The 21,424-nt window shown below is 44.7% G+C and carries 23 protein-coding genes; 18 read left to right on the forward strand and 5 right to left on the reverse strand.

Annotated elements, in window-relative coordinates:
* Positions 1-27: 27 nt before the first annotated feature.
* The 3 genes from FHW88_RS07625 to FHW88_RS07635 form a co-directional block, all read right to left on the reverse strand.
* Entirely contained in the window at positions 28-2,220 is a 2,193-nt protein-coding gene (locus FHW88_RS07625; RefSeq protein ID WP_255485222.1) for a multicopper oxidase domain-containing protein, read from the reverse strand.
* A 43-nt stretch (positions 2,221-2,263) separates the two neighbouring features.
* Positions 2,264-2,767 (reverse strand): DUF3347 domain-containing protein, encoded by a 504-nt coding sequence (locus FHW88_RS07630; RefSeq protein WP_090525190.1) that lies wholly within the window; start codon positions 2,765-2,767, stop codon positions 2,264-2,266.
* 128 nt (positions 2,768-2,895) lie between these two features.
* Positions 2,896-3,294 (reverse strand): HYC_CC_PP family protein, encoded by a 399-nt coding sequence (locus FHW88_RS07635; protein WP_090525192.1) that lies wholly within the window; start codon positions 3,292-3,294, stop codon positions 2,896-2,898.
* Between the two features lie 196 nt (positions 3,295-3,490).
* Here FHW88_RS07635 and FHW88_RS07640 point away from each other — a divergent pair, with 196 nt between their 5' ends.
* Entirely contained in the window at positions 3,491-3,952 is a 462-nt protein-coding gene (locus tag FHW88_RS07640; RefSeq protein WP_139159926.1) for a DUF3659 domain-containing protein, read from the forward strand.
* A gap of 52 nt (positions 3,953-4,004) precedes the next feature.
* Here FHW88_RS07640 and FHW88_RS30140 read toward each other — a convergent pair whose 3' ends face one another.
* A complete protein-coding gene (locus FHW88_RS30140; RefSeq protein WP_255485223.1) occupies positions 4,005-4,130 on the reverse strand; it encodes a hypothetical protein in 126 nt (41 codons plus the stop codon).
* 36 nt (positions 4,131-4,166) lie between these two features.
* Between FHW88_RS30140 and FHW88_RS07645 the strand changes: the two genes are divergently transcribed.
* From FHW88_RS07645 to FHW88_RS07655, 3 genes are read left to right on the forward strand one after another with little or no spacing between them, the layout of a single operon-like run.
* Positions 4,167-4,541: a hypothetical protein gene (locus FHW88_RS07645; RefSeq protein WP_090525198.1), complete on the forward strand. Its 375-nt coding sequence runs from the start codon at positions 4,167-4,169 to the stop codon at positions 4,539-4,541.
* A gap of 30 nt (positions 4,542-4,571) precedes the next feature.
* The gene (gene pta / locus FHW88_RS07650; RefSeq protein ID WP_176624365.1) at positions 4,572-6,677 is read left to right on the forward strand and encodes a phosphate acetyltransferase; all 2,106 of its coding nucleotides are present in this window, start codon (positions 4,572-4,574) and stop codon (positions 6,675-6,677) included.
* Between the two features lie 8 nt (positions 6,678-6,685).
* Positions 6,686-7,897, forward strand: a complete 1,212-nt coding sequence (locus FHW88_RS07655) for an acetate/propionate family kinase (protein ID WP_176624367.1) — start codon at positions 6,686-6,688, stop codon at positions 7,895-7,897.
* Between the two features lie 48 nt (positions 7,898-7,945).
* On the opposite strand, the gene FHW88_RS07660 is transcribed toward FHW88_RS07655, so the two are convergent.
* The gene (locus FHW88_RS07660; protein WP_176624368.1) at positions 7,946-8,758 is read right to left on the reverse strand and encodes a universal stress protein; all 813 of its coding nucleotides are present in this window, start codon (positions 8,756-8,758) and stop codon (positions 7,946-7,948) included.
* A 489-nt stretch (positions 8,759-9,247) separates the two neighbouring features.
* On the opposite strand from FHW88_RS07660, the gene FHW88_RS07665 reads away from it, so the two are divergent.
* From FHW88_RS07665 to FHW88_RS07730, 14 genes are all read left to right on the forward strand, one after another.
* Positions 9,248-10,063, forward strand: a complete 816-nt coding sequence (locus FHW88_RS07665; protein ID WP_090525207.1) for a DUF2249 domain-containing protein — start codon at positions 9,248-9,250, stop codon at positions 10,061-10,063.
* Positions 10,064-10,065: 2 nt separating this feature from the next.
* Positions 10,066-11,352 (forward strand): hypothetical protein, encoded by a 1,287-nt coding sequence (locus FHW88_RS07670; protein ID WP_176624370.1) that lies wholly within the window; start codon positions 10,066-10,068, stop codon positions 11,350-11,352.
* On the forward strand, positions 11,345-11,677 hold the full coding sequence (locus FHW88_RS07675) for a metal-sulfur cluster assembly factor (protein WP_218117141.1): 333 nt from the start codon (positions 11,345-11,347) through the stop codon (positions 11,675-11,677). Before FHW88_RS07670 ends, FHW88_RS07675 begins: the two co-directional genes overlap by 8 nt.
* Positions 11,677-12,888, forward strand: a complete 1,212-nt coding sequence (locus FHW88_RS07680; RefSeq protein ID WP_176624372.1) for a hypothetical protein — start codon at positions 11,677-11,679, stop codon at positions 12,886-12,888. Before FHW88_RS07675 ends, FHW88_RS07680 begins: the two co-directional genes overlap by 1 nt.
* A 41-nt stretch (positions 12,889-12,929) precedes the next feature.
* The gene (locus tag FHW88_RS07685) at positions 12,930-13,298 is read left to right on the forward strand and encodes a response regulator (protein ID WP_090525213.1); all 369 of its coding nucleotides are present in this window, start codon (positions 12,930-12,932) and stop codon (positions 13,296-13,298) included.
* Positions 13,299-13,531: 233 nt separating this feature from the next.
* Positions 13,532-14,494 carry an iron-sulfur cluster repair di-iron protein gene (gene ric, locus FHW88_RS07690; protein ID WP_090525215.1) on the forward strand — a complete coding sequence of 321 codons (963 nt, stop codon included), beginning with the start codon at positions 13,532-13,534 and terminating at the stop codon, positions 14,492-14,494.
* A gap of 22 nt (positions 14,495-14,516) precedes the next feature.
* Entirely contained in the window at positions 14,517-14,945 is a 429-nt protein-coding gene (locus FHW88_RS07695) for an RrF2 family transcriptional regulator (RefSeq protein WP_176624374.1), read from the forward strand.
* Positions 14,946-15,164: 219 nt separating this feature from the next.
* A complete protein-coding gene (locus FHW88_RS07700; protein ID WP_229701493.1) occupies positions 15,165-15,671 on the forward strand; it encodes a c-type cytochrome in 507 nt (168 codons plus the stop codon).
* Between the two features lie 20 nt (positions 15,672-15,691).
* A complete protein-coding gene (gene nosZ / locus FHW88_RS07705) occupies positions 15,692-17,668 on the forward strand; it encodes a Sec-dependent nitrous-oxide reductase (protein ID WP_176624376.1) in 1,977 nt (658 codons plus the stop codon).
* A 53-nt stretch (positions 17,669-17,721) separates the two neighbouring features.
* Positions 17,722-18,351 carry a hypothetical protein gene (locus FHW88_RS07710; RefSeq protein WP_217633107.1) on the forward strand — a complete coding sequence of 210 codons (630 nt, stop codon included), beginning with the start codon at positions 17,722-17,724 and terminating at the stop codon, positions 18,349-18,351.
* Positions 18,287-18,712 carry a nitrous oxide reductase accessory protein NosL gene (locus tag FHW88_RS07715; protein ID WP_176624378.1) on the forward strand — a complete coding sequence of 142 codons (426 nt, stop codon included), beginning with the start codon at positions 18,287-18,289 and terminating at the stop codon, positions 18,710-18,712. Before FHW88_RS07710 ends, FHW88_RS07715 begins: the two co-directional genes overlap by 65 nt.
* An 8-nt stretch (positions 18,713-18,720) precedes the next feature.
* Positions 18,721-19,956 carry a nitrous oxide reductase family maturation protein NosD gene (locus FHW88_RS07720; RefSeq protein WP_176624380.1) on the forward strand — a complete coding sequence of 412 codons (1,236 nt, stop codon included), beginning with the start codon at positions 18,721-18,723 and terminating at the stop codon, positions 19,954-19,956.
* Complete coding sequence (locus FHW88_RS07725; protein WP_176624382.1) at positions 19,944-20,663, forward strand: ABC transporter ATP-binding protein; 720 nt, start codon at positions 19,944-19,946, stop codon at positions 20,661-20,663. The genes FHW88_RS07720 and FHW88_RS07725 overlap by 13 nt, the downstream gene beginning before the upstream one ends.
* Positions 20,656-21,423, forward strand: coding sequence for an ABC transporter permease subunit (locus FHW88_RS07730; RefSeq protein ID WP_090525226.1), 768 nt, complete (start codon positions 20,656-20,658; stop codon positions 21,421-21,423). Before FHW88_RS07725 ends, FHW88_RS07730 begins: the two co-directional genes overlap by 8 nt.
* Position 21,424 lies beyond the last annotated feature (1 nt).

Consider the following 21,424-nt stretch of genomic DNA (forward strand, 5'->3'; position numbering starts at 1 on the left):
TTAATTAGCTTTACTTACTGATAACTACTAATAGGTTAATGTTAATCCGGCGCCTAAGCCCATATCACTGTCATAGTGGCTGGAGAAAGAAAAATTCTTATTAACGATATAGCGCAGTCCGGTGCTATATTCTTTATCGGTATTGCCTGTTATAGAAAACCGGAGCCTGCTGGTCAATGCAATATCCTCCCGGCCAAGTTGAAACCTGAGTTTGCCATTGCCATCAATACGGGCATCGGCCACAAACAGTAATGGCAAAGTGTAGGCCAAACCTGCAACTACCGTATGCCGGTTGTTTTTATTGCTGAGCTGACCGAACAGGTTTTTTTCCTGTTCGTTTGTTTTTTTATAATGATAATCAAATCCTGCATAAGCATACAGCCATTGCATACGGCCAAAGTACCTTCCAAACATCGTTTCACTCTCATATCCCTTGGTATTGTTTATTCCAAGGTGCCACATGGTAGAAAATTTCCAGCGGGTATTTGCTAAAGCCGCGTTGCCATCGCTGCCGTTTGTTTCCAACCCCAGTTTGGCCGATGCATAGTATTTACGATCGTCGGCAGCTACTTTCTTAAATCCAGCTGCCGGGTCAGGCACTTCGGGGTTAGGCGGCGAGTTTTCGTAACTGAAGATCCGCCCCATACCGCTCATCATATGGTATAGGATATGACAATGGAAAAACCAGTCGCCGCTTTCGCTGGCACGGAATTCGATGGTGTCCCTTTCCATCGGCATAATATCCAGGGTGTTCTTCAGCGGCGAGTATTCTCCCTGTCCGCTTAATACCCTGAAATAATGCCCGTGAAGGTGCATAGGATGACGCATCATGGTATTGTTATAGAGAATGATACGAACATTTTCTCCCCGCTTAATCAGGATCTTGTCAGATTCAGAAACGGTTTTGTTGTTGATCGTCCAGACATAGCGGTTCATGTTACCGGTTAATTCAAAATTGAACACTTTGGTAGGGTCGGTTGGAAGCGTTGTCGGTTGAAGGGCTTTCAGCATACCATAGTTCAGGGTAATCGGCGGCTTGCCTTTGTCAAGTTCGGGATACATCACGGTGTTCATGTCCATTACCTGGGTAGTCATCTTCATTCCTTCCATTTCCTTCATGTTACCCTGCATATCCATCATATCATTCATCATTTTCATGCCCTCAAAGTATTTCAGCTTGGGCAGCTTTTTAACAGCATGTTTGATACCGCTGCCCAGCCAAAGCGATGTATATTTGGTGCGATCTTCGGGTGTCGCCAGGAACTCATAACTGCCATCGGCAGGGATAGTAACTATCAGGTCATACGTTTCTGCAACGCCTACGATCATCCGGTCCACCTCAACAGGCTGAACATCTTCGCCGTCATTGGCAACAACTTTTAGTTTGCCGCCCGCCCAGCCAAGCCAGAAATAGGTAGAAGAACTTCCGTTAATTACCCGCAGTTTCACCTTGTCGCCGGCTTTAAATTCGGGAGCTTGGTTTTCGGCCTTGCCATTGCTGAAAAAACGGTCGTAGTAAACATCGCTTACATCCATAGCCGTCATGCGTTTCCATTCATTGGCCAGCTTTGTTTTGAAATGTCCGGTTTGTATCGCCTGCAAATAATTCTGGGTACTGCCTTTACGGATGGCATACCAGTCTGTGGCATTATGGAGCCGGCGCTGTACCTGTTCCGGGTTTTCATCGGTCCAGTCGCTTAGCAGCAGGGTATATTCCTTTAAAGGGGATGGCTGTTTTTTATGAATGATAAATGCCCCGTACAGCCCGCTTTGTTCCTGCGTCATCGTATGGGAGTGGTACCAGTAGGTTCCGTGCTGCACCAGCGGAAATTTGAATAGGTGCGTTTCACCAGCCTTGATGGGCGTGGTAGTTAGATAGGAAACACCGTCATACCGGTTGGGCAGGATCAGCCCGTGCCAGTGGATAGAGGTTTCCATCATCATTTCATTGTGCACATAGATCTCGGCAGTATCGCCTTCGGTAAATTCCAGTTCGGGTGCAGGGATACTGCCATTTATAGCCATAGCCGGCCGCTGTTTGCCGGTATAGTTAACGGTGGTATCATTGATATATAAGTGGTAAATCTCCCGGTTACCTGTCTTGGTGAAAAACGGAAGATGCTTGCTCTGACCGGCAGACTCCATTTTCATCCCCGAATGTTGGGCAATGGAACTGACAACAGGCAGCAAAAAAAGGAACAATAAAATAAACTTCTTCATAGTATTAAAATATAAGGCCGGAGTATATGCCCCGGCCCTTTAATTACTTAGCTGCAGGTAAAGTTTCTTTTACAGCGCCACAGGTTAACATTTGATTGCCGTAGTAGGGATTTTGAATAGCGGCAGTTTCACTTAACCAATATGATTTTTTCATCGGACAATAGTCGCGGTAAACAGGGGCATTGTTCAGTTTGATTGCCTGTACGGTGGCGAACATGTTTTCTGAAAGGCTGGCAAAATGTTCACGCTGATGCGTGATATCATCGCTTTCCGAAATATGGCGGGCATCGAACTGCAACTTATCCGCATATTTTGTCCAGCTAGTTTTATCAGCTGCTGAAAGCTTGTCGACCGGAAATGAACTGATTGCAGCCAGCAACATTTTGGCTTTGGCATTGGTTGCAGACGCGTCGCCGCTGATCAGGGCGTTTTTTACGCCATAATAGGCCGAAAGTACATCCGCTTTGGATGAAGTGTTTTGTGCTTTAACCTGGTTAAAAGCAAATAGCATGATGATGGCGAAAACGAAAATTTGAATCTTTTTCATGATATAGAAATGATTAAGTAATGAATATCATTTCCCGCCGTAGCAGGAAACTATGAATTAAAGAAGTTTTAGGGTTGCAGGGTAGCCATAAAAAAGCTACCGGGCTTCGGATTGAAGCAAAAGGAAAATCAAATGCGGAATGTGCAGTTGCGTAAAAAAACAGGTAGGGTAGTGACAAGCGGCGGTGACTGGCCAACCGGATGACTAATTTTCAGCGGCAGGTAATTGTAAGGCACTAACCCGAAAAGCGGTATAACCAACAATGCGGGGCTTGTGCCCAGGCCAATCTGGCTGTACGTAAGTGAGCTGCTCTTTTCCGATTTCAGTTGCTGGTGTTTATCTGTACAGCATTTTTTTGCAGCCTTGCCATGGTAGTTCATACCGCAAGTATTGCATTTTTTGCCCTGCTCATCATGCCACAACGCAACTTTGACCAGCCTGCCCATGCAGTACTGATAATGCAATGTTGCACCCGAAGAAACCCCGAGGTACAGCACAGCTAAAAAAGTTACGAACAGTTTCTTCATCACGGTACAAATATGAGCAAATTAGTAAAGTGTTGTTTATAGAATTTCTTTTTCTTTTTATGTTTTTTTGGGATAGATCACCTTCCAAACATAGAATAAACCATCCTTGCAATAAATGATAACCATTACTTTTTTACATGCTGATGATCAATGATTTGCTTTTTTAAATGCCGGTACTTTGGAAAAAAAAACAATCATGAAAAAACTAATCACAGCTATTTTGTTTATTACAGCTGCGCTATTATGGAATAGCGTACCTGCATTTGCGCAAACAGAACCTAAGAGTGTTCCTGCCAGCGAAATTCATATTAATAAAAAAGGTGAAATCCATGATCACGGCGGTACGCTGCTCGGGTATATCAGCAAAGATGATATCGTAAAAGATGCCCAGGGCAACAAGGTTTATTTTATCGACCGGGACGGTAACGTGATCGATGCCAAGGGCAATAAATTGGGCAAAGCAAGGAAAGACGGTTTTTATTTTAATAATGAGGGTGAAACCGTACTTAAAGTTAAGGATAAGGACGCCGAAGAATGCGAAATCCTTGATCCCGCAGGACATAACCTTGGCACGACACACAAAAATTATAAACTGCATGCATGCGCCGCGCATTGTTTCTGGCTGAAAAAGAAAAATACGCCACACCCGGTGCATTAATTAAAGGGAGTATCACAACATACTCCCTTTTCTGTTTGCTAATTCAAAGCTGCTAATCAGCACTTTCATAGTTGTTGTTTTTAAGCGAGGGTTGTATCCCCACTATCCTGCTCAGCCCGTAGTTAAATATGACGGAGATCATTTTTGTTTTTGATTGTTTACCCTTATCAGATTTCATCCGGCAACGATATTTGTACTATAAAATATTCAAACGATGGAAGCACTTATCGAAGACACCGAACTGGAATTTGAACTTCAGGAAATTTACCTCACTGGTAAACAATGGCTGGCAGACCTGGCCTTCATGGATAATGAGCATGCCTTTTTAACAAAACTGCTGGCTGGCGAAAAAAGCCCGGCCAGGCATATGGAAGAAGGGCTGCACTCCGCTATGCTTGAGCAACATGACCTGCATAAAGATATTCTTCATTTCATAAACAAAATAGAACAATTGATCGTTGTTCCGGGAGCTGTGATCGGGTTATCGCTGATAGATGACTTTATCAGTTTACAGATCAGGGTAGGGGGTGCTTTATTGGCAATGAAGGACCTTAAATTAGCGTTTACAGGCATAAGGCGGGCTGCTTAGTTCCACAAGAAAACTTAATTTATAAAGGTTTTGACAAAAAGTATTTATATCACTTCGGCCGAACCCTATAGCGGCAAATCAGTTATTGTATTGGGCCTGGTGGCTATGCTGCTTGGCCGGGCACAAAAGATAGGTTATTTGAAACCCATTATACCGTTTGGCCCGGAAGAGCAGCCAGATACCCATATTGAAACGGTTTTGGCACATTTTCAACTACCGCAAACTTATCGGGATACCTATGTATTTACCCGGCAGGGGGCTATGCAGCAGATCAAAGATCAGCACCAGGGCGACATGATCGACGCGATTATCGCACGGTTTAAGGCCTTAGAAGCGACGTGCGATTTTACTGTAGTTGAAGGGAGTGATTTTGAAGGGCAGGGAACGGCATTTGAGTTTGAAACTAACCGGCTCATCGCCAAAAATCTGAACTCCCCCGTCTTACTCCTTGTATCGGGCGTGGGGAAAACCACTGCCGGAATTGTTCAGGATGCGCTGAATTTCAAGCAGGCTTACCAGGCGCAGGATATTCAGGTATTAGCGGTTGTTGTCAACAGGGTACAGGCCGATCAGGCTGCAGATGTACAACAATTGCTGCGTGCGCAATTGTCTGAAAATATACTTATCGCGGTTATACCCGCTGATCCGGGCCTGGAAAACCCAACTGTTCACGATATTTTTGAAAAGTTGGACGGCAGGTTGCTGTTTGGTAGTGAACACCTCGGAAACCAGGTTGATAACTTTGTGACCGGCGCCATGCAGGTGCCCAATTTTTTGAATTATCTGAAGGAGAATGTTTTGATCGTTACACCTGGCGACAGGGGAGATATTGTCATCAGCTCGTTGCAAGCCAATCAATCTGCCAGTTATCCCCGCGTGGCCGGCATTATACTTACGGCAGGCGCAATTCCGGAAGAACCGGTGATGAGGTTGATTGAAGGATTGCAGAACGTTGTCCCTATCCTCGCTGTCGGGTCAGGCACTTTTGAAACAACTAACCAGGTGGCAGCGGTTAAAGCCCGTATTACAGCGGATAATACTAAAAAAATACGGCTTGCTATAGAAACATTTAACCGTTATATAGATATCGCCGCCCTTGATAAAATGCTGGTAACATATCATTCCAATGTGATGACGCCGCACATGTTTCAATACCAGCTCACCCAATGGGCTAAGCGGCAGCGCAAAACTATTGTACTGCCCGAAGGGAATGACGACCGCATCCTGCAGGCGAGCGCAAGGCTGATTGCACAGCAGTTGGTTAACATTATCCTGCTTGGCGATCCTGCAGAAATAGCCGCTTCGGTGAAACGGTTGGGCATTGACCTTGATCTCAATAAGGTAACCGTTATACCCCCGGCCAGTTCGCCTCATTACGAAGATTATGTTCAAACACTGTATGAGCTGCGTAAAAGTAAAAACGTAACCCTCGAAATGGCGAGGGACCTCATGACGGATGTATCTTATTTTGGAACGATGATGGTTTATAAAGGGCATGCCGACGGAATGGTTTCCGGGGCCGTTCATACCACTCAGCATACCATACGCCCCGCTCTGCAGTTTATCAAAACAAAGCCCGGCATCTCTACGGTGTCATCTGTTTTTTTTATGTGCCTGGCCGACCGTGTTTCTGTATTTGGCGATTGCGCGGTAAATCCCGACCCTACTGCCGAAGAACTGGCCGAGATAGCTATCTCGTCGGCAGATAACAGCCTGCGTTTTGGCATTGAACCGCGTGTTGCAATGCTTTCATATTCATCGGGCACATCAGGTTCAGGGGCCGATGTGGAAAAGGTTAGGCGAGCTACCCAATTGGTGCGTGATAGACGGCCCGATATTAAAGTAGAAGGGCCTATACAATATGATGCCGCTGTAGATCCGGTAGTTGGCAGCCAGAAAATGCCCGGTTCGGAAGTTGCAGGCAAGGCAAGCGTATTGATTTTCCCTGATCTGAATACCGGGAATAACACTTATAAAGCGGTACAGCGGGAAACGGGAGCCCTGGCCATTGGGCCGATGCTGCAGGGGTTGAATAAACCGGTTAATGACCTTAGCCGCGGTTGCACTGTTGATGATGTTTTTAATACCGTTATTATCACTGCCATCCAAAGTCAGGATAGCCCGGCCTCACTATAATTTTACATATGGAAATATTTGTTATCAATTCGGGCAGCAGCTCTATCAAATACCAGTTGTTTTCTCAGGATTCAAGCAGCCCGCTTTGCAGTGGCCTGGTTGAACGCATCGGTCAGCCAGATGCGCTGATCACTCATAAATACAGGCAGCATGACGAGGAAAAAGTGTTGTACATTCAACAACAGGTACCCGATCACGAAGCCGGCATGCAGGCTGTGGGCGAACTGCTCACCAGGGATGGTATCGCGGTGATCCGCGATTCGGGACAAGTGGGCGCGGTTGGTCATCGTGTAGTTCATGGCGGCGAAAAACTTACCGGTACCACAGTCATTACGCCCGGGGTAAAAGACAAGATCAAAGCACTGTACCCACTGGCGCCTTTGCATAATCCGGGGCATATAAAGGGTATCGAAGTGTCAGAAAAGATTTTCCCCCAGGCTGTGCAGATTGCTGTATTTGATACCGCGTTTCATACATCGCTACCCGAAAAAGCTTTTAGGTATGCTATACCCGACTCTTTTTATAAAAACCATGGCATTCGTGTTTATGGCTTTCATGGCATAAGTCATCAGTACGTTAGTGGTGAAGCAATGAAATATCTTAATCATACAGACGCAAAACTTATTACCATTCACCTTGGTAATGGCTGTAGCATGGCCGCTGTTAACGGCGGAAAGAGCGTGGATACAAGTATGGGGCTTACCCCACTTGATGGGTTGATCATGGGAACAAGAAGCGGAAGCATTGATGCCTCGGTATTATTATACCTTTCAGAACAAGAAAATTACAGTACAGAACAACTTACTACCTTGTTAAACAAACAAAGCGGCATGCAGGGGCTTACCGGTCATAACGATATGCGGGATATCAGCGCGCTTTATAATAATGGGAACGCCCGGGCGGAGCTTGCTTATGAGATGTATGCCTACCGGATTAAAAAATTTATTGGCGCTTATGCCGCTGCAATGAACGGGCTTGATGCAATTGTGTTTACGGCTGGGGTTGGTGAAAATGATGCCCTGGCACGCGACCTCGTTTGCCGGAATATGGATTTTTTAGGCATTAAACTGGATAACGCAAAAAATTCAGAAAAAGGCAATGGGATTCGTGATCTTAGTGCACCGGCTGCCCGTGCCAGAATATTGGTGGTGCCCACCAATGAAGAATTGGAAATTGCCCGGCAGTGCAGGCAATTGCTCGGTGAAACCACCGGGCGGTAACTGGATCCCATGCAAATATTTTATAATTCTGGGGATCATTACTTAAGTTCATGAACTCATCGGAACAGCAAGTAACGGTATGTTCAGCCCGGTAGCCATTTGGCGGGTTTTACTTCGGTGAAGAAGTGAAGACCAGAAGCCGTGCTTTTTGGGGATCATGATCAACAACTCGGCGTCACAAGTAATAAGCTCTTTTTTTAATTCGGCAACGATTTTATTTGAATTAGTTTCTCTATAAACACAATCAATACCAGCTGCCTGGAAATTATGCGGTACTGTGCCCTGAACAGGTTTTATTTCAGCTGCTTCTTTATTAACATAAAAAACCTCCACCGGCGATTCGAAAGCAATAACTTCATTCCGAATCGTGGAAAGTAAGTGTACGGGCTGATCATTAGCCACATCACATGCCAGCATGATTTTCCTTAGCCCTTTGAACCGGGCGCCAATGGGGACGACCAGCACAGGGAAAGCCAAATTTTTGATGGCAGTTGTAGTTGTATTGCCCAAAATCCAGTCCTGGCTTTCAGGGGCCATGCCAAGCACTACCAGCGAAGCATTGTGCTTTTTTACCAGGTTTTGTAATTCATCTGTTACCGGCGTATAACTGGTTTCACAACTGACAGTGATGTCGTGAACCAATGCGGTTATTGCTGCTTGTTGTGCAAGCCGGTCTTGATTTTTTGCCTCCAGGTCGCTTACGGTTGAAGCTGGCAGGAGCGTATTCGATTCGTGCAGGGACAAGCTGAAGGCATTAAAAAGCAGGAGCCTGTAGTTGAAATGTTTGGCCAAAGCGGCGGCATAGGTTACCGCGTTTTCGGCAGCCGGCGAATAGTCTGTTGCAGCAATTATAGTTTTCATATGGGTGACTGGTTGTTTTGTTAATATTCATAAAACCATTAAATACGGGCTCGTAAAAGTAGAAGACCCTTTGTACAGTAAATAGCGCAGTTAAACAGTGCAACCTGTTCTGCTTTTTTATCGGCGGTTTCTTAAAAACAAAGATCAAGAATGGCTTTAAACTTCAACATGACGTTGATCAGCTTAAAAAATGATCACAATTACTAACAACTGCAGGGAAACCAGAAGGCAATCAGGGAGAAGATCAACTGCCATAGCGCCGGGCCATTTTGAAAAGTTTATTTTAGGAGATAGGGCTTTTTAAAAATAGCGTAGATAATGTCGGCAGAAAGAGAACAGGAAACCAATTGTTGGCAGCCATTTGATCGATGGGTGACTGACGCAAAAAATATCGCAGCAGGGTAAACGTAATCTTTACGTCACCTTTCTAAATAATAAAAGACAATTTTATCTTTTATTATTTACATTTGTCCATCAACTCATAAAAAAATGGAACCGTCAGAAATACACATTGTATTGAATGCTAATAGCCTAATAAGTGATCTGCTGAAGTATAACGAAGAGCTGATAATCCAAAAACTTACCGAACTCAATAAAAATTTTAACCGGCTGAAAAACCCTGTGCTCAGAAAGGTTTTAGCCAAACGGGTATCCGTTGCTCAGGCTTGCAGGATAGCAGGCTGCTCGCTGAATGAATTTTTTGACGTCCTTAAACCGCTTGGATTTAAAGCGGCGCACGAAGCTGTTGAAGTTGACAGGTTACCGCTTTCGCTTGCTGCTTCTTTTAATAAAATTATCGACCTCGATGTCAGACCGATTTTGGCGGCAGGAAATGACCCTTTAAAAATGATCCTTACTACGGCGGCCGGGCTTAAAAATGGCGAGGTGCTTAAAGTGATCAATACTTTTGAACCTGTGCCGTTAATCAACCTCCTGGAAAATAAGGGATACCGTTCGTTTATTGACATCGCGGGACCGGAACTTGTGAATACTTATTTCCTAAAGAAAGAGGCCCAACCTGATGAGCTTATAATGGATATATCGGAATTATCGGTTGAAGCAGATGGGCTCACGGAACTTATGAAAGCCTATCAATTGCACATTATGGATGTCAGGCCTTTCCAAATGCCTAAGCCTATGACTATGATCCTTGACAAGCTGGAAACGCTGAAGACCACTGAAGCCTTGTATGTCCGGCATCGAAAAGTCCCAGTTCATCTGCTCCCGGTATTAAAAGAAAGAGGTTTTGACTTTCGCGTCATGGAAACAGCGGAAGCAGTTATCCTGTTTATCTATAGGCCATGAATATGATCACTAAACAGCATCCCGAATTATACCCTATTGTAAGGGCTCACTACCTGGCTTCAGCGGTTTGTTTTGTGCTTATCGGCGTCTTGTTTTTCTTTGCGTCGGCAGACTTTGCCGGGCACTATTTTCAGCCGAAATTATTAGCCATTACCCATCTTGCCGCGTTGGGCTGGGTTACCATGGTTATTTTCGGTGCAGCGTATCAACTGGTACCGGTCATACTTGAAACAGGTTTGTCAGGCTATCGTTTGCCCTGGTTATCATTCGTCGCTTTTTTGAGCGGGCTTGTCCTGTTGGTTTGCTCTTTCTGGCGTTTTGAACCAGGTTTATGTATGCAGGGAGGGGCTCTGCTGCTGCTAACCGGCATGCTTGGCTTTACCACTGTTATTTTTCTAACAGGAAAAAGGTTAAAGAACAAAAAGGAGAACATTCATCAGGAAATGATCAATACTTCCTGTATCTGGTTGCTGGCCACCGGTGTTCTTGGGGTTCTGCTGGTGTTCAACCTCCGTTACGCCTTTCTGCCACAGGATCACCTTCAGTTTTTAAGGCTCCATGCGCATATGGGAATGGGAGGCTGGTTTTTATTGTTGGTGATAGGGGTAAGCAGTAAATTGGTACCGATGTTCCTGGTGTCCCGCAAACAGAATTTGCGGCTGCTTGATTGGGTTTATTATCTGCTGAATGGCGGCCTGCTTGCATTTGTGATCGATACGTACCTGGAAGGTATCAATAACCGGACCTATCTCATCGCACTGCTTCCAGCTGCAGCGTTTATCATATATTTCATTTATTTAATCCAATGTTACCGGTCAAGAATGAAAAGAAAGTTGGATTTGCCCATGATGTACACTATGTTGTCTTTTATATTGCTGCTGGCTGCATTGCTGATACAGCCGCTCATTATTAACGCGCATGTTCAAAATACCGCACAAGGCATTGCGCTTACTAAACTATACGGGCTATTGGTGCTAATGGGCTGGCTTTCTTTACTGATCCTGGGGCAGGCGTTTAAAACTTTGCCTTTCCTGGTTTGGCTAAAAATTTATGGCCCGGGCACCGGCAAAGAACCTACACCTTTACCTTCGGATCTATACAGTCAAAAATTACTGGTCATCCAGGGTATCGCCTTTATCGGTTTTATATTATCCATGATCACTATGGCGTTATCCGGCCTGGCTGCGCCTGCGCGTATTGCCTCAGGTTGCCTGCTGTTAACGGCGCTTTGCTATCTTTTAAATTTAACCAGGGTCCTTACCCACAAAAAAACAACCGGCCATGCATAGCTTTGACATTACCGATCCTGATACCTACATAGAAATGGAAGCATGGGAGCGCTTACGATCCATTATTGACCCTGAACTTCATGTCAATATCATTGATTTGGGACTTGTTTATACTATCAGGGCAAATAGCACAGTGAGGATGCTGGCGGTGGTAATGACCTTATCGTCACCCAGTTGCCCGGTGGGTGAAGCCATTTTGCAGGGGGTGGCCAATTGCCTTGAAGCCAGATTTGTGGACTACAAGACAGATGTGCAACTCACCTGGGAGCCAGCATGGGGCTTTGATAATATTACTGAAGAAGGCAAAAAACAGTTGTGGGGATAATGGACTGGATAAGTAAAGGCAGGTATCATTATTGGGCAGGAGGCAGCTTTGTGGTGCTTGCTGTTTTTGGCGTGTTGCTCAGGCTGATGCATATTGCCTTTGTGCCTCATTTAAACTATATTTTTTTACTGCATGCTCACTCGCATTTCGCTTTTGCGGGGTGGGCTTTTCTTGGATTGGCCATGTTATTGGCCGGACGGGTTTCGCCTGTTCAAAGACGCCGGAAGTTCCTGTATGCCCTTAATGTAACACTATTAAGTGCTTATGGCATGCTGGTTAGTTTCTCCTTTCAGGGCTACAAAACAGTCTCTATTATTTTTTCGACGTTTTTTATTTTAAGTACTTATTATTTTACCCGACAGTTCCTGAAAAGTTTAAAGGAAACACGGCAACTTTCAAAAGGCGCGCGCCAATTGACCCTTGGCGCTTTGTTTTTTCTCTGCTTTTCCTCACTGGGCCCTTTAGCCCTGGGGCCGCTTATGGTTATGGGATTAAAAGGCACGGCAGTGTACCAGGATGTAATTTATGTTTACCTGCATTTTCAGTTGAATGGCTGGATGCAGTTGGCGGCCATTGCGTTGGTTGAAATCACCTATTTTAATATGTGCCCAACCAATCCGCGGCGTTGGGTATATCAACTATTAATCTGGTCGAACCTGCCGCTGTATTTAATTTTTACCTTGTGGAGCAACCCTGCCGGTTGGGTTTTTCTGATAGCCGGAATTGCGGCTGCGGGTAATCTTACTGCGTGGTTTATGATATGGCAGGGTCGGAAAACGCGGCTGCTGAAACTGCCTTTGCTGTTAAAAGTTGCATTTTTGGCCATCACCTTAAAAACCGTTTTTCAAACCCTGGTATGTATTCCCGTCATTGGCAAATGGGCTTTCAGTGACCGTAATATCATCATTGGCTATATTCATTTGCTGACATTGGGCATCGTGACACCAGTCATACTCGATCAGTTTAAGCAAGCCGGCTTTTTCGGCGCCGGAAAAAAATTGCAGATCATAAACGGAAGTTATATAGTGTTGACTTTCGCATATCTCGTGATATTATTTGTTGAACCCGCCTTAAAACTTGTCGGAATAATAGTTCAGGATGTCGAGCCCCAATTATTGTTGCTATCCATACTGTTGCTGCTATGCGGGCTCGGCTATTTTGGGCTGCTAATTTTAGGTAGTTCAAAAAAAAGCGAGGCAGTTAGCGTGTAAAATCAGATTCAAATATTTATTTTTGGATTAACACGCCGGATATGAAAAACAAAGTTCTCCTAATCGAAGACAACCAGGACATTCGGGAAAACGCAGCAGAGCTGCTGGAGCTTTACGGTTTTGAAGTGCTGGTTGCCGACTGCGGCGAGGCAGGATTGGACCTAACTGATTTACACCCGGACTTGATTATTTCGGATGTAGTTATGCCGGGTATTAGTGGATACGATGTGTTCAATCAGCTTCAACAGGATTCCCTTAAAAAAAACATCCCCTTTATCTTTACCACTGCACTTTCCGAAAAGAGGGACCAGGACATAGCAAAAGTGATGGGAATACAAAACTATCTCATTAAACCATATGACGAAGCTGAGCTTATCAACTGTATCCGGAAGTGCCTGGACATAATCTGATTTCTCTTCGGTTGAACGCCCGGTAATTTGCCTCAAATATCGGGTTAACGTGCCATGACTATTTTTTACTGAAATTACGGCAATGCTTTTCAAAGTTTCAGCCGTAGCTAATGAGCGCGGTCACTTTTGCGCTTTAAAAATTGATTGTTATCACATTTACGAAAAAAGAACAGCCTAAAATATACAAGAACAATAATAAAGGATAAATTTGTCTTCTATTAAATTAATAACAAATGGAAACACAAATTTTGGATGTAACGGTCATTGAACCAAAACTAAAACATCCCACTATTTTTAAGAGATTCGATGAACTGACCGGCGGTGAGGAATTGATCATTCACAATGATCATGACCCCAAACCGCTTTATTATCAGTTGCTGGCAGAGCGCGGACAGATCTTTAACTGGGAATATCTGATGAGCGGCCCGGAGGTTTGGAGGGTTCTGATTGGTAAAAAGAACCCGCATAACCAGGAAGAGACAATTGGTGAGATTGTTGCTAAAGACTATAGGAAGGCGATGGTTTTCAAAAAACTCGGCATTGATTTCTGCTGCGGCGGCAAAAAAACATTAACAGAAGCCTGCGTGAAAAAAGGGCTTGCCGTTGAAGAAGTGAAGCTCGCACTGCAGTCGGCGGATAACGGAGAATATGTAAATGCGCATAATTTTCAGGACTGGGCTCTTGATTTTTTAAGTGACTACGTAGTAAATGTCCATCATAAATATGTACGTGACAATATTCCCTTTATTGGTGAACTTGCAACAAAAGTGGCGCGTGTACATGGGGACAAACACCCCGAACTGGTTAGGGTGGCTAACGTATTCGCTACGGTGGCACAGGAACTGAGCATGCACATGATTAAAGAGGAGCGCATCCTTTTTCCTTATATCAGGGATATGGTGACAGCCCGGGAATTAGGTACCGCTGTGTTGCCGGCGCCGTTTGGAGGGGTTATGAATCCCATTCAAATGATGGAGATGGAGCACGAAGGAGCGGGAGAAGAACTCGAAGAGATCAGGCAAATGACAAATAACTATACGCTTCCGGAAGATGCCTGTACCTCGTATCGTATCCTTTTCCAAAAGTTGCAGGAGTTTGAAAATGACCTGCACACACATGTACACCTCGAAAATAATATTTTGTTTCCGAAGTCGGTTCAACTCGAACAGCAGTTAAAAGATAATTCTCAATTATAGGTTTTAAGTTGAAAGGATAGTAGTGTTATTATCTAAATCATGTGAATATGCCATCAGGGCGGCAGTATATGTTGGTTATAAGACCTTGACCAAAGAAAAGACCGGCATCTCAGAGGTCGCTGAAGCGATAGGTGCACCTGTCCATTTCACTGCCAGGATCCTGCAGGGGTTATCCCGAAAGCGCGTCATTTCCTCCAGCAAAGGTCCGCACGGTGGTTTTTATATTGAAAACTACGCCAAGGTTTACCTGATTGATATTATCCGGGCTATTGAAGGGGACGGGCTATTCAATGCCTGCATACTTGGACTTAAAAGCTGTTCCGACACGAAGCCTTGTCCGGTGCATGACGAAATCAAGACGGTACGGACACAACTGCTCCTCGAATTTAACAAAAAATCCCTTCGAGACCTGGTAAGCGATTACCAGCAAAATAAGTTCGTTTTAAAATAAAAAAAAATTATTCAACAAACAGGAGGGGACAAGTTTAAAATAATAAAAGATAAAAATGTCTTTATTTATAGGGGTGCTTTGGGGCAGAAGCTATATAGATATATTATATATCATATAAAATGCTATTTAAATGAGATATATCACTAAAAAAACATGATTTGAATCATGAAATAGTCAAAATTAATAAAGCAATTTCGAAGTATTATAAATATGAAAATAATGAAAATTTCAACCAGCTTTATCCGGGCCGCCTTTATAGGAGGTATGGCCCTTTTGGCCGCTTGCGGCCCTTCCAATGGGGGTGATAAACAGGCAACGGAATCTGCTCCGGCTGCCAATGCCGAAAATAGTTCGGCCGCATCTTCAGCAGATGTTGACCCGGCCGCCAAAAGTGACAGCAAGGGCGTAGGTAAATTCACAAGCGTGGAGATCGGTACAATTGACAATGCAATGGCCGACAAAGGCAAAGGAGTTTTTACTGCCAAGTGCTCCGCCTGTCACCAGATCACCGATCAGAAGGTGGTTGGGCCCGGTCTGAAAGGGGTAACCAAACGCCGTACGCCGGAATGGATCATGAACCAGATCACCAATCCGGTAGAAATGGAACAAAAAGACCCCGTGGGTAAAGCACTTTTAGCAAAATATCTGACTCAGATGAGTTTTCAGAATGTAAGTGACGATGAAACCCGACAGATACTTGAGTATTTGAGAAAAAACGATCAATAACCTCTTTATATGTTTAAACCATGAAACGAATTACACAAACTACCCTGTTGTTAGCGGGACTGGGGGCGATTGCCATTGCCAGCGGTTGTAAAGCAGGTAAAACGGGGCAGGCGGCCACCGATGAAGATGCTGCCAAAAAAGTATACGTAGCGCCCGGCAAGCATGATGAATTGTACATGTTCGCTTCCGGTGGCTTCAGCGGCCAAATTGCAGCGTATGGCATTCCTTCCGGCAGGTTGCTTAAAGTGATACCTGTGTTTTCCCAGAACCCGGAAAATGGTTATGGCTACTCAGAAGAGACCAAACCAATGCTCAACACCTCGCACGGATTTGTGCCCTGGGACGACACGCACCATCCTGAATTTTCCAAAACCAATGGCGAAGATGATGGCCGCTGGCTTTTTATCAACGGTAATAACACGCCACGCATTGCCCGTCTCAACCTGGCAACTTTCAAAACGGAAGAAATTCTGGAGTTACCAAACGTTGCCGGTAACCACGCCTCGCCATTTTGTACAGAAAATACTGAGTATATAGTAGGTAACACTCGTTTTAGCGTACCGCTTGATGGGGATAAGGATGTATCGATAGGTGATTTCAAAAAGAAGTTCAAAGGTGCCGCCACTTTTATCAAAGTAGATAAGAACACGGGCCGCATGAACATTGCCTTTCAATTGATTGTTCCTGGCTTTAACTATGACCTGGCACATGCCGGCAAAGGCCCCTCACATGATTGGATTTTCTTTACCTGTTATAATACGGAGCAAGCCAATACCTTGCTTGAAGTTAATGCCAGTCAACGCGATAAGGACTTTATCATGGCGGTGAACTGGAAAAAAGCAGAAGAGTTGGTGACCCAGGGCAAGGGGCGTAAAGCGCCTGCTAAATACGCGCATAACCTCTATAACGAGCGCACCCACTCAGCTACTTCAGCCATGGAAAACGACGTGACCATGCTGGATGTAAAAGATTATCCGGGACTAATCTATTATATTCCCTGCCCGAAATCACCTCACGGTGTTGACGTGGAACCTAACGGCGAATACTTTGTAGCCAGCGGTAAACTGGCCGCGGTGATTCCTGTATTTTCGTTTAAGAAGATGCTTGGTGCTATTGACCAAAAACAATTTGAAGGGGACTTTGACGGTATTCCGGTATTGAAATATAATACTGTATTGGAAGGTGAAGTGCAAAAGCCGGGTTTAGGTCCGCTGCATACCGAATTTGACGGTAAAGGTTATGCTTATACGTCCATGTTCGTGTCTTCAGAGATTGTAAAATGGAAAGTGGACACACGCGAGATCATCGATCGTATTCCAACTTATTATTCTATTGGCCACCTTTCGGTACCGGGCGGCGATTCCAGGCATCCATATGGTAAATATGTGATTGCATTGAACAAGATCACCAAAGACCGTTATCTGCCCACCGGTCCCGAGCTAACGCAATCTGCCCAGTTGATTGACATTACCGGCAACAAGATGAAACTATTGCTTGACTTCCCGACCATTGGTGAGCCGCACTATGCACAGACCATACCGGCGGAGAAAATAGAGAAAAATTCTGTGAAGTTTTTTAAACTGGAAGAGAATGATAATCCATACGCTGCCAAATCAGAGAAAGAAGCCCGCGTAGTAAGAAAAGGCAACCGGGTGGATGTATACATGACTGCTATCCGGTCTCACCTGGCCCCGGACAATATAGAAGGCATAAATCAGGGTGATGATGTGTATGTGCATGTGACCAATCTGGAGCAGGACTGGGACGTTCCGCACGGCTTTGCCATCAAAGGTTCCAATAACTCAGAATTATTGATCATGCCAGGCGAGACCGCCACACTGAAATGGACACCTGACCGGACTGGTATTTTCCCATTCTATTGTACCGACTTCTGCTCTGCATTGCACCAGGAGATGTCTGGTTACTTTAGGGTATCGCCTAAAGGCTTAAACGTACCACTTACTTTCCACCTGGGAGAAAACCTGGCGGCAAGGTAATAGATCTTTTATTCAACGGGAGGGCCCTGTGACCTCCCATTAATACCAATAATATGAAAACCGGTTCAAGAATAGCAATAGCTGCAGCCATGGTGCTGCTGCTAACAGCGTATTTTCTTCCTTTATGGGAGATTACCTTGTCCGCACCACAATACCCTGAGGGCCTGAGTATGGATATATGGCTGAATGGTATCACAGGAAACGTGCTGCAGATCAATGGGCTTAACCATTATATCGGCATGCAGCATATCGACCCGCAGAACTTTGCCGAATTTAAGATTGCCCCCTATGTGTTCGGGTTACTAATCCTGATCGGGTCGATTGCTTCAGTAAAAGGCAGCAGAAAACTGCTGATTGGCTTGCTGGCGCTGATGATCGTTTTTGCCGCCGCCGGATTTATTGATTTTTACCTATGGGAATACAACTATGGGCACAATCTTGATCCTCATGCAGCCATTAAAGTTGAAGGCATGTATTATCAACCTCCGCTGATTGGGTATAAACAACTTCTGAACTTCCTGGCAGGGTCTTTTCCTGCTACGGGGGGGATGCTGATCGGCCTGGCCGGAATAATTACCGCCGCTACATTATACATCGAAATAAGAAATGGTAAAAGAAATGAAAAAGAGAGGAATGATCGTGCTGCTGGCACTTTGGATCACCGCCTGCAGTCAAAAGCCTGAGGCCCTGCAATATGGAAAAGATGCCTGCGTACACTGTATGATGACAATTATGGACCGTAAGTTCGGTGCAGAGATCGTAACTTCCAAAGGCAAGATTTATAAGTTCGATTCTGCAGAGTGTATGCTGGGTTACATCAGCGAAAAACGTGGGCAGTTTGGCGATGCAGATACTTACCTTGTTGTAAACTACAAGTCAGGCGGTACACTTATGGATGCCCGCAAATGCACCTATATACATGACCAAAAGATCAGTTCTCCGATGGGCGGTAACCTCGCTGCCCTTGCTTCCGAACAAGAGGCGAAAACCTTTCTTGGCAACGGAAACGGGAAACTACTGACCTGGAATGAACTTGTTAAATAAAAGATTGCATGAAAAGGATCTTGCTCATTTGTCTTTTTGCCGTGGCGGTAACTGTTGCTTCGCATGCACGTACACTTGTAGTGGCCGTGAATACTGCCCTGCCTGATTTAAAGGCAGCTGTTGCTGAGGCTGCCGATGGTGATACGATCAAGGTGAAGAAGGGGGATTATTATTCGTACAATACACTTATCAACAAAAGACTGACCATCATTGGCGATGGGTATCCTGTGCTGGACGCAAATTATAAAGAAGAAGTAGTGACTATCCTGGCGAATGGTGTTACGTTCAGCGGCTTTGTGCTCAAAAACTCTAGAACCGGTTCGATGCGCGACTATGCCGGTATCCGCCTGCATAAGGTACACAATGTTACAATCAGTAATAACAGGTTAATCAATAACTTTTTTGGGATTTACCTGTCCGATTGCGATCATGTGTCTGTTATTGGTAATACAACCAGTGGCACTGGTACCGAGCTTACGGCCGGTAACGGCATTCATGCCTGGCAATGTCATGATGTTATCATTATGAATAATTATTCTACCCGCCACCGCGACGGTATCTACTTTGAATTTGTGAAAAAGAGCAGGATCATCAGTAATACCAGTGAACGGAACTTTAGGTATGGGCTGCACTTCATGTTTTCGGATGATGATCTGTATCAAAAAAACACTTTTCGCAATAACGGATCAGGTGTCGCGGTGATGTATTCCAAACGGATACGAATGTTTGATAATTTGTTTATTGAAAACTGGGGAAGCTCTATTTATGGTTTGCTGCTGAAAGATATTACCCGGTCCCAAATTGTTGGCAACCGTTTCGTTAGGAATACGACGGGTATTTACATGGAGGGTTGCAACCTCATGACGGCTAACAATAATACCTTTATCAATAACGGTTGGGCTATGCGTATACTGGCTAATTGTGAAAACGGCACGTTTGAGCAGAATAATTTCGAGTCGAACTCTTTTGATGTGACAACCAACGGGGTGCTCAACCTTAATAAATTTGATCAGAACTACTGGGACAAGTATGAAGGTTATGATTTGAATAGAGATGGCACCGGTGATGTACCCTACCGGCCGGTTAGCCTCTATGCGCAGATAATGGAGCAAATTCCGCAAAGCGTGATGTTGATGCGGAGTTTTATGGTCAATCTTTTAGACAAGGTTGAACGGGCTATCCCATCTCTTACCCCTGAATCTGTTAAAGATATAAACCCTAAAATGAAACCATGGACACGTTAATTGAACTAAGCCACATTAAAAAGGCATTCGGCAAATTACAGGTGCTAAAAGATATTAGTTGTCATTTTGAAAGCGGCAACATTGTGTCTGTTTTGGGGCCAAACGCCTCCGGAAAAACAACCATGATCAAAAGTATACTCGGTATGGTTATACCCGACGAAGGCGACATCCGGTTTCGAGGAGCCAGAGTCAACAAGACTTTTGATTACAAAAAATACATCGGCTATATGCCGCAGATCGGGCGTTACCCGGACAATATGAAGATTGGCCAGGTGTTTGACATGATGCTTGATATTCGTAACTGCAACAAAATACCTGATACAGACCTGATTGAGGCTTACCGGCTCAAAAGTATGTACCATAAGCCTATGAGGACACTTTCCGGAGGTACCAGGCAGAAAGTGAGCGCCGCCCTTGCTTTTATGTTTAATCCTGACGTGCTGATACTCGACGAACCCACAGCGGGCCTTGATCCCTTTGCCACCGAGATTTTAAAACAAAAGATCCTTGCCGAAAAAGCAAATAACAGGCTTGTGATCATTACCTCACATATCCTTTCAGAGTCGGAGGAGTTGGCCGATACCGTGATGTACCTTTATGAAGGCAAGATCAAATTTTATGAGCCGCTGGCTACGCTGCAAATGGAGACAGGTGAGCAGAGACTGGGTAAAATATTGACCCGATTATTAACTGAAGAACATGTTTAAGATAGCCAAATATATTATTCTCGACATCATACGCAGTAAGGTACTCATTGCCTACACGTTGTTGCTCGCTACCATTTGTACAGTGATCTTCCTGTCAGACAGCGATGTGATTAAAGGACTGGTAAGTATTACAACCATTGTGATGATCATTGTGCCGCTGGTCAGCATTATCTATGCAACCACCTATTATTTCAATGCAGCGGAGTTTACCGAATTGCTTGTTTCCCAGCCTATCAAACGCAGGGACATTTTATTGGGAGAATACCTCGGCATCAGCAGCTCTATCCTCGGGGCTTTTGTGCTCGGAGTTTGCCTGCCGGTTGCTTTGTTTGCACTCTCAGCTACGGGCATCACCTTAATGGTTGCCGGAGGTTTGGTAACCTTAAGTTTTACTTCACTCGCTTTCTGGGCTTCCACCAAAACCAGGGATAAATCAAAGGGGATTGGGCTTGCGCTAATGATTTGGTTCTATGCGGCCATTATTTATGATGCTTTGGTGCTGTTGTTCCTGTTCACCTTTAGCGATTATCCGTTGGAAAAAGCCATGATTGTGCTCACGGCCTTAAATCCCGTAGACCTGGCAAGGATCATGATCTTGTTAAAACTGGATATTTCTGCTCTGATGGGTTACACCGGCGCGCTTTACCGACAGTTTTTCGGAAGCGGTACAGGCATTGCCTTCAGTGTTTCGATGCTATTTATCTGGTCTGTTTTACCCGTACTACTGGCGCTTAAAATTTTCTCCAAAAAAGATCTGTAAG

The organism is Mucilaginibacter sp. SG538B (assembly GCF_013376065.1).
In the GTDB taxonomy this organism is placed as follows: Bacteria; Bacteroidota; Bacteroidia; order Sphingobacteriales; family Sphingobacteriaceae; genus Mucilaginibacter; species Mucilaginibacter rubeus.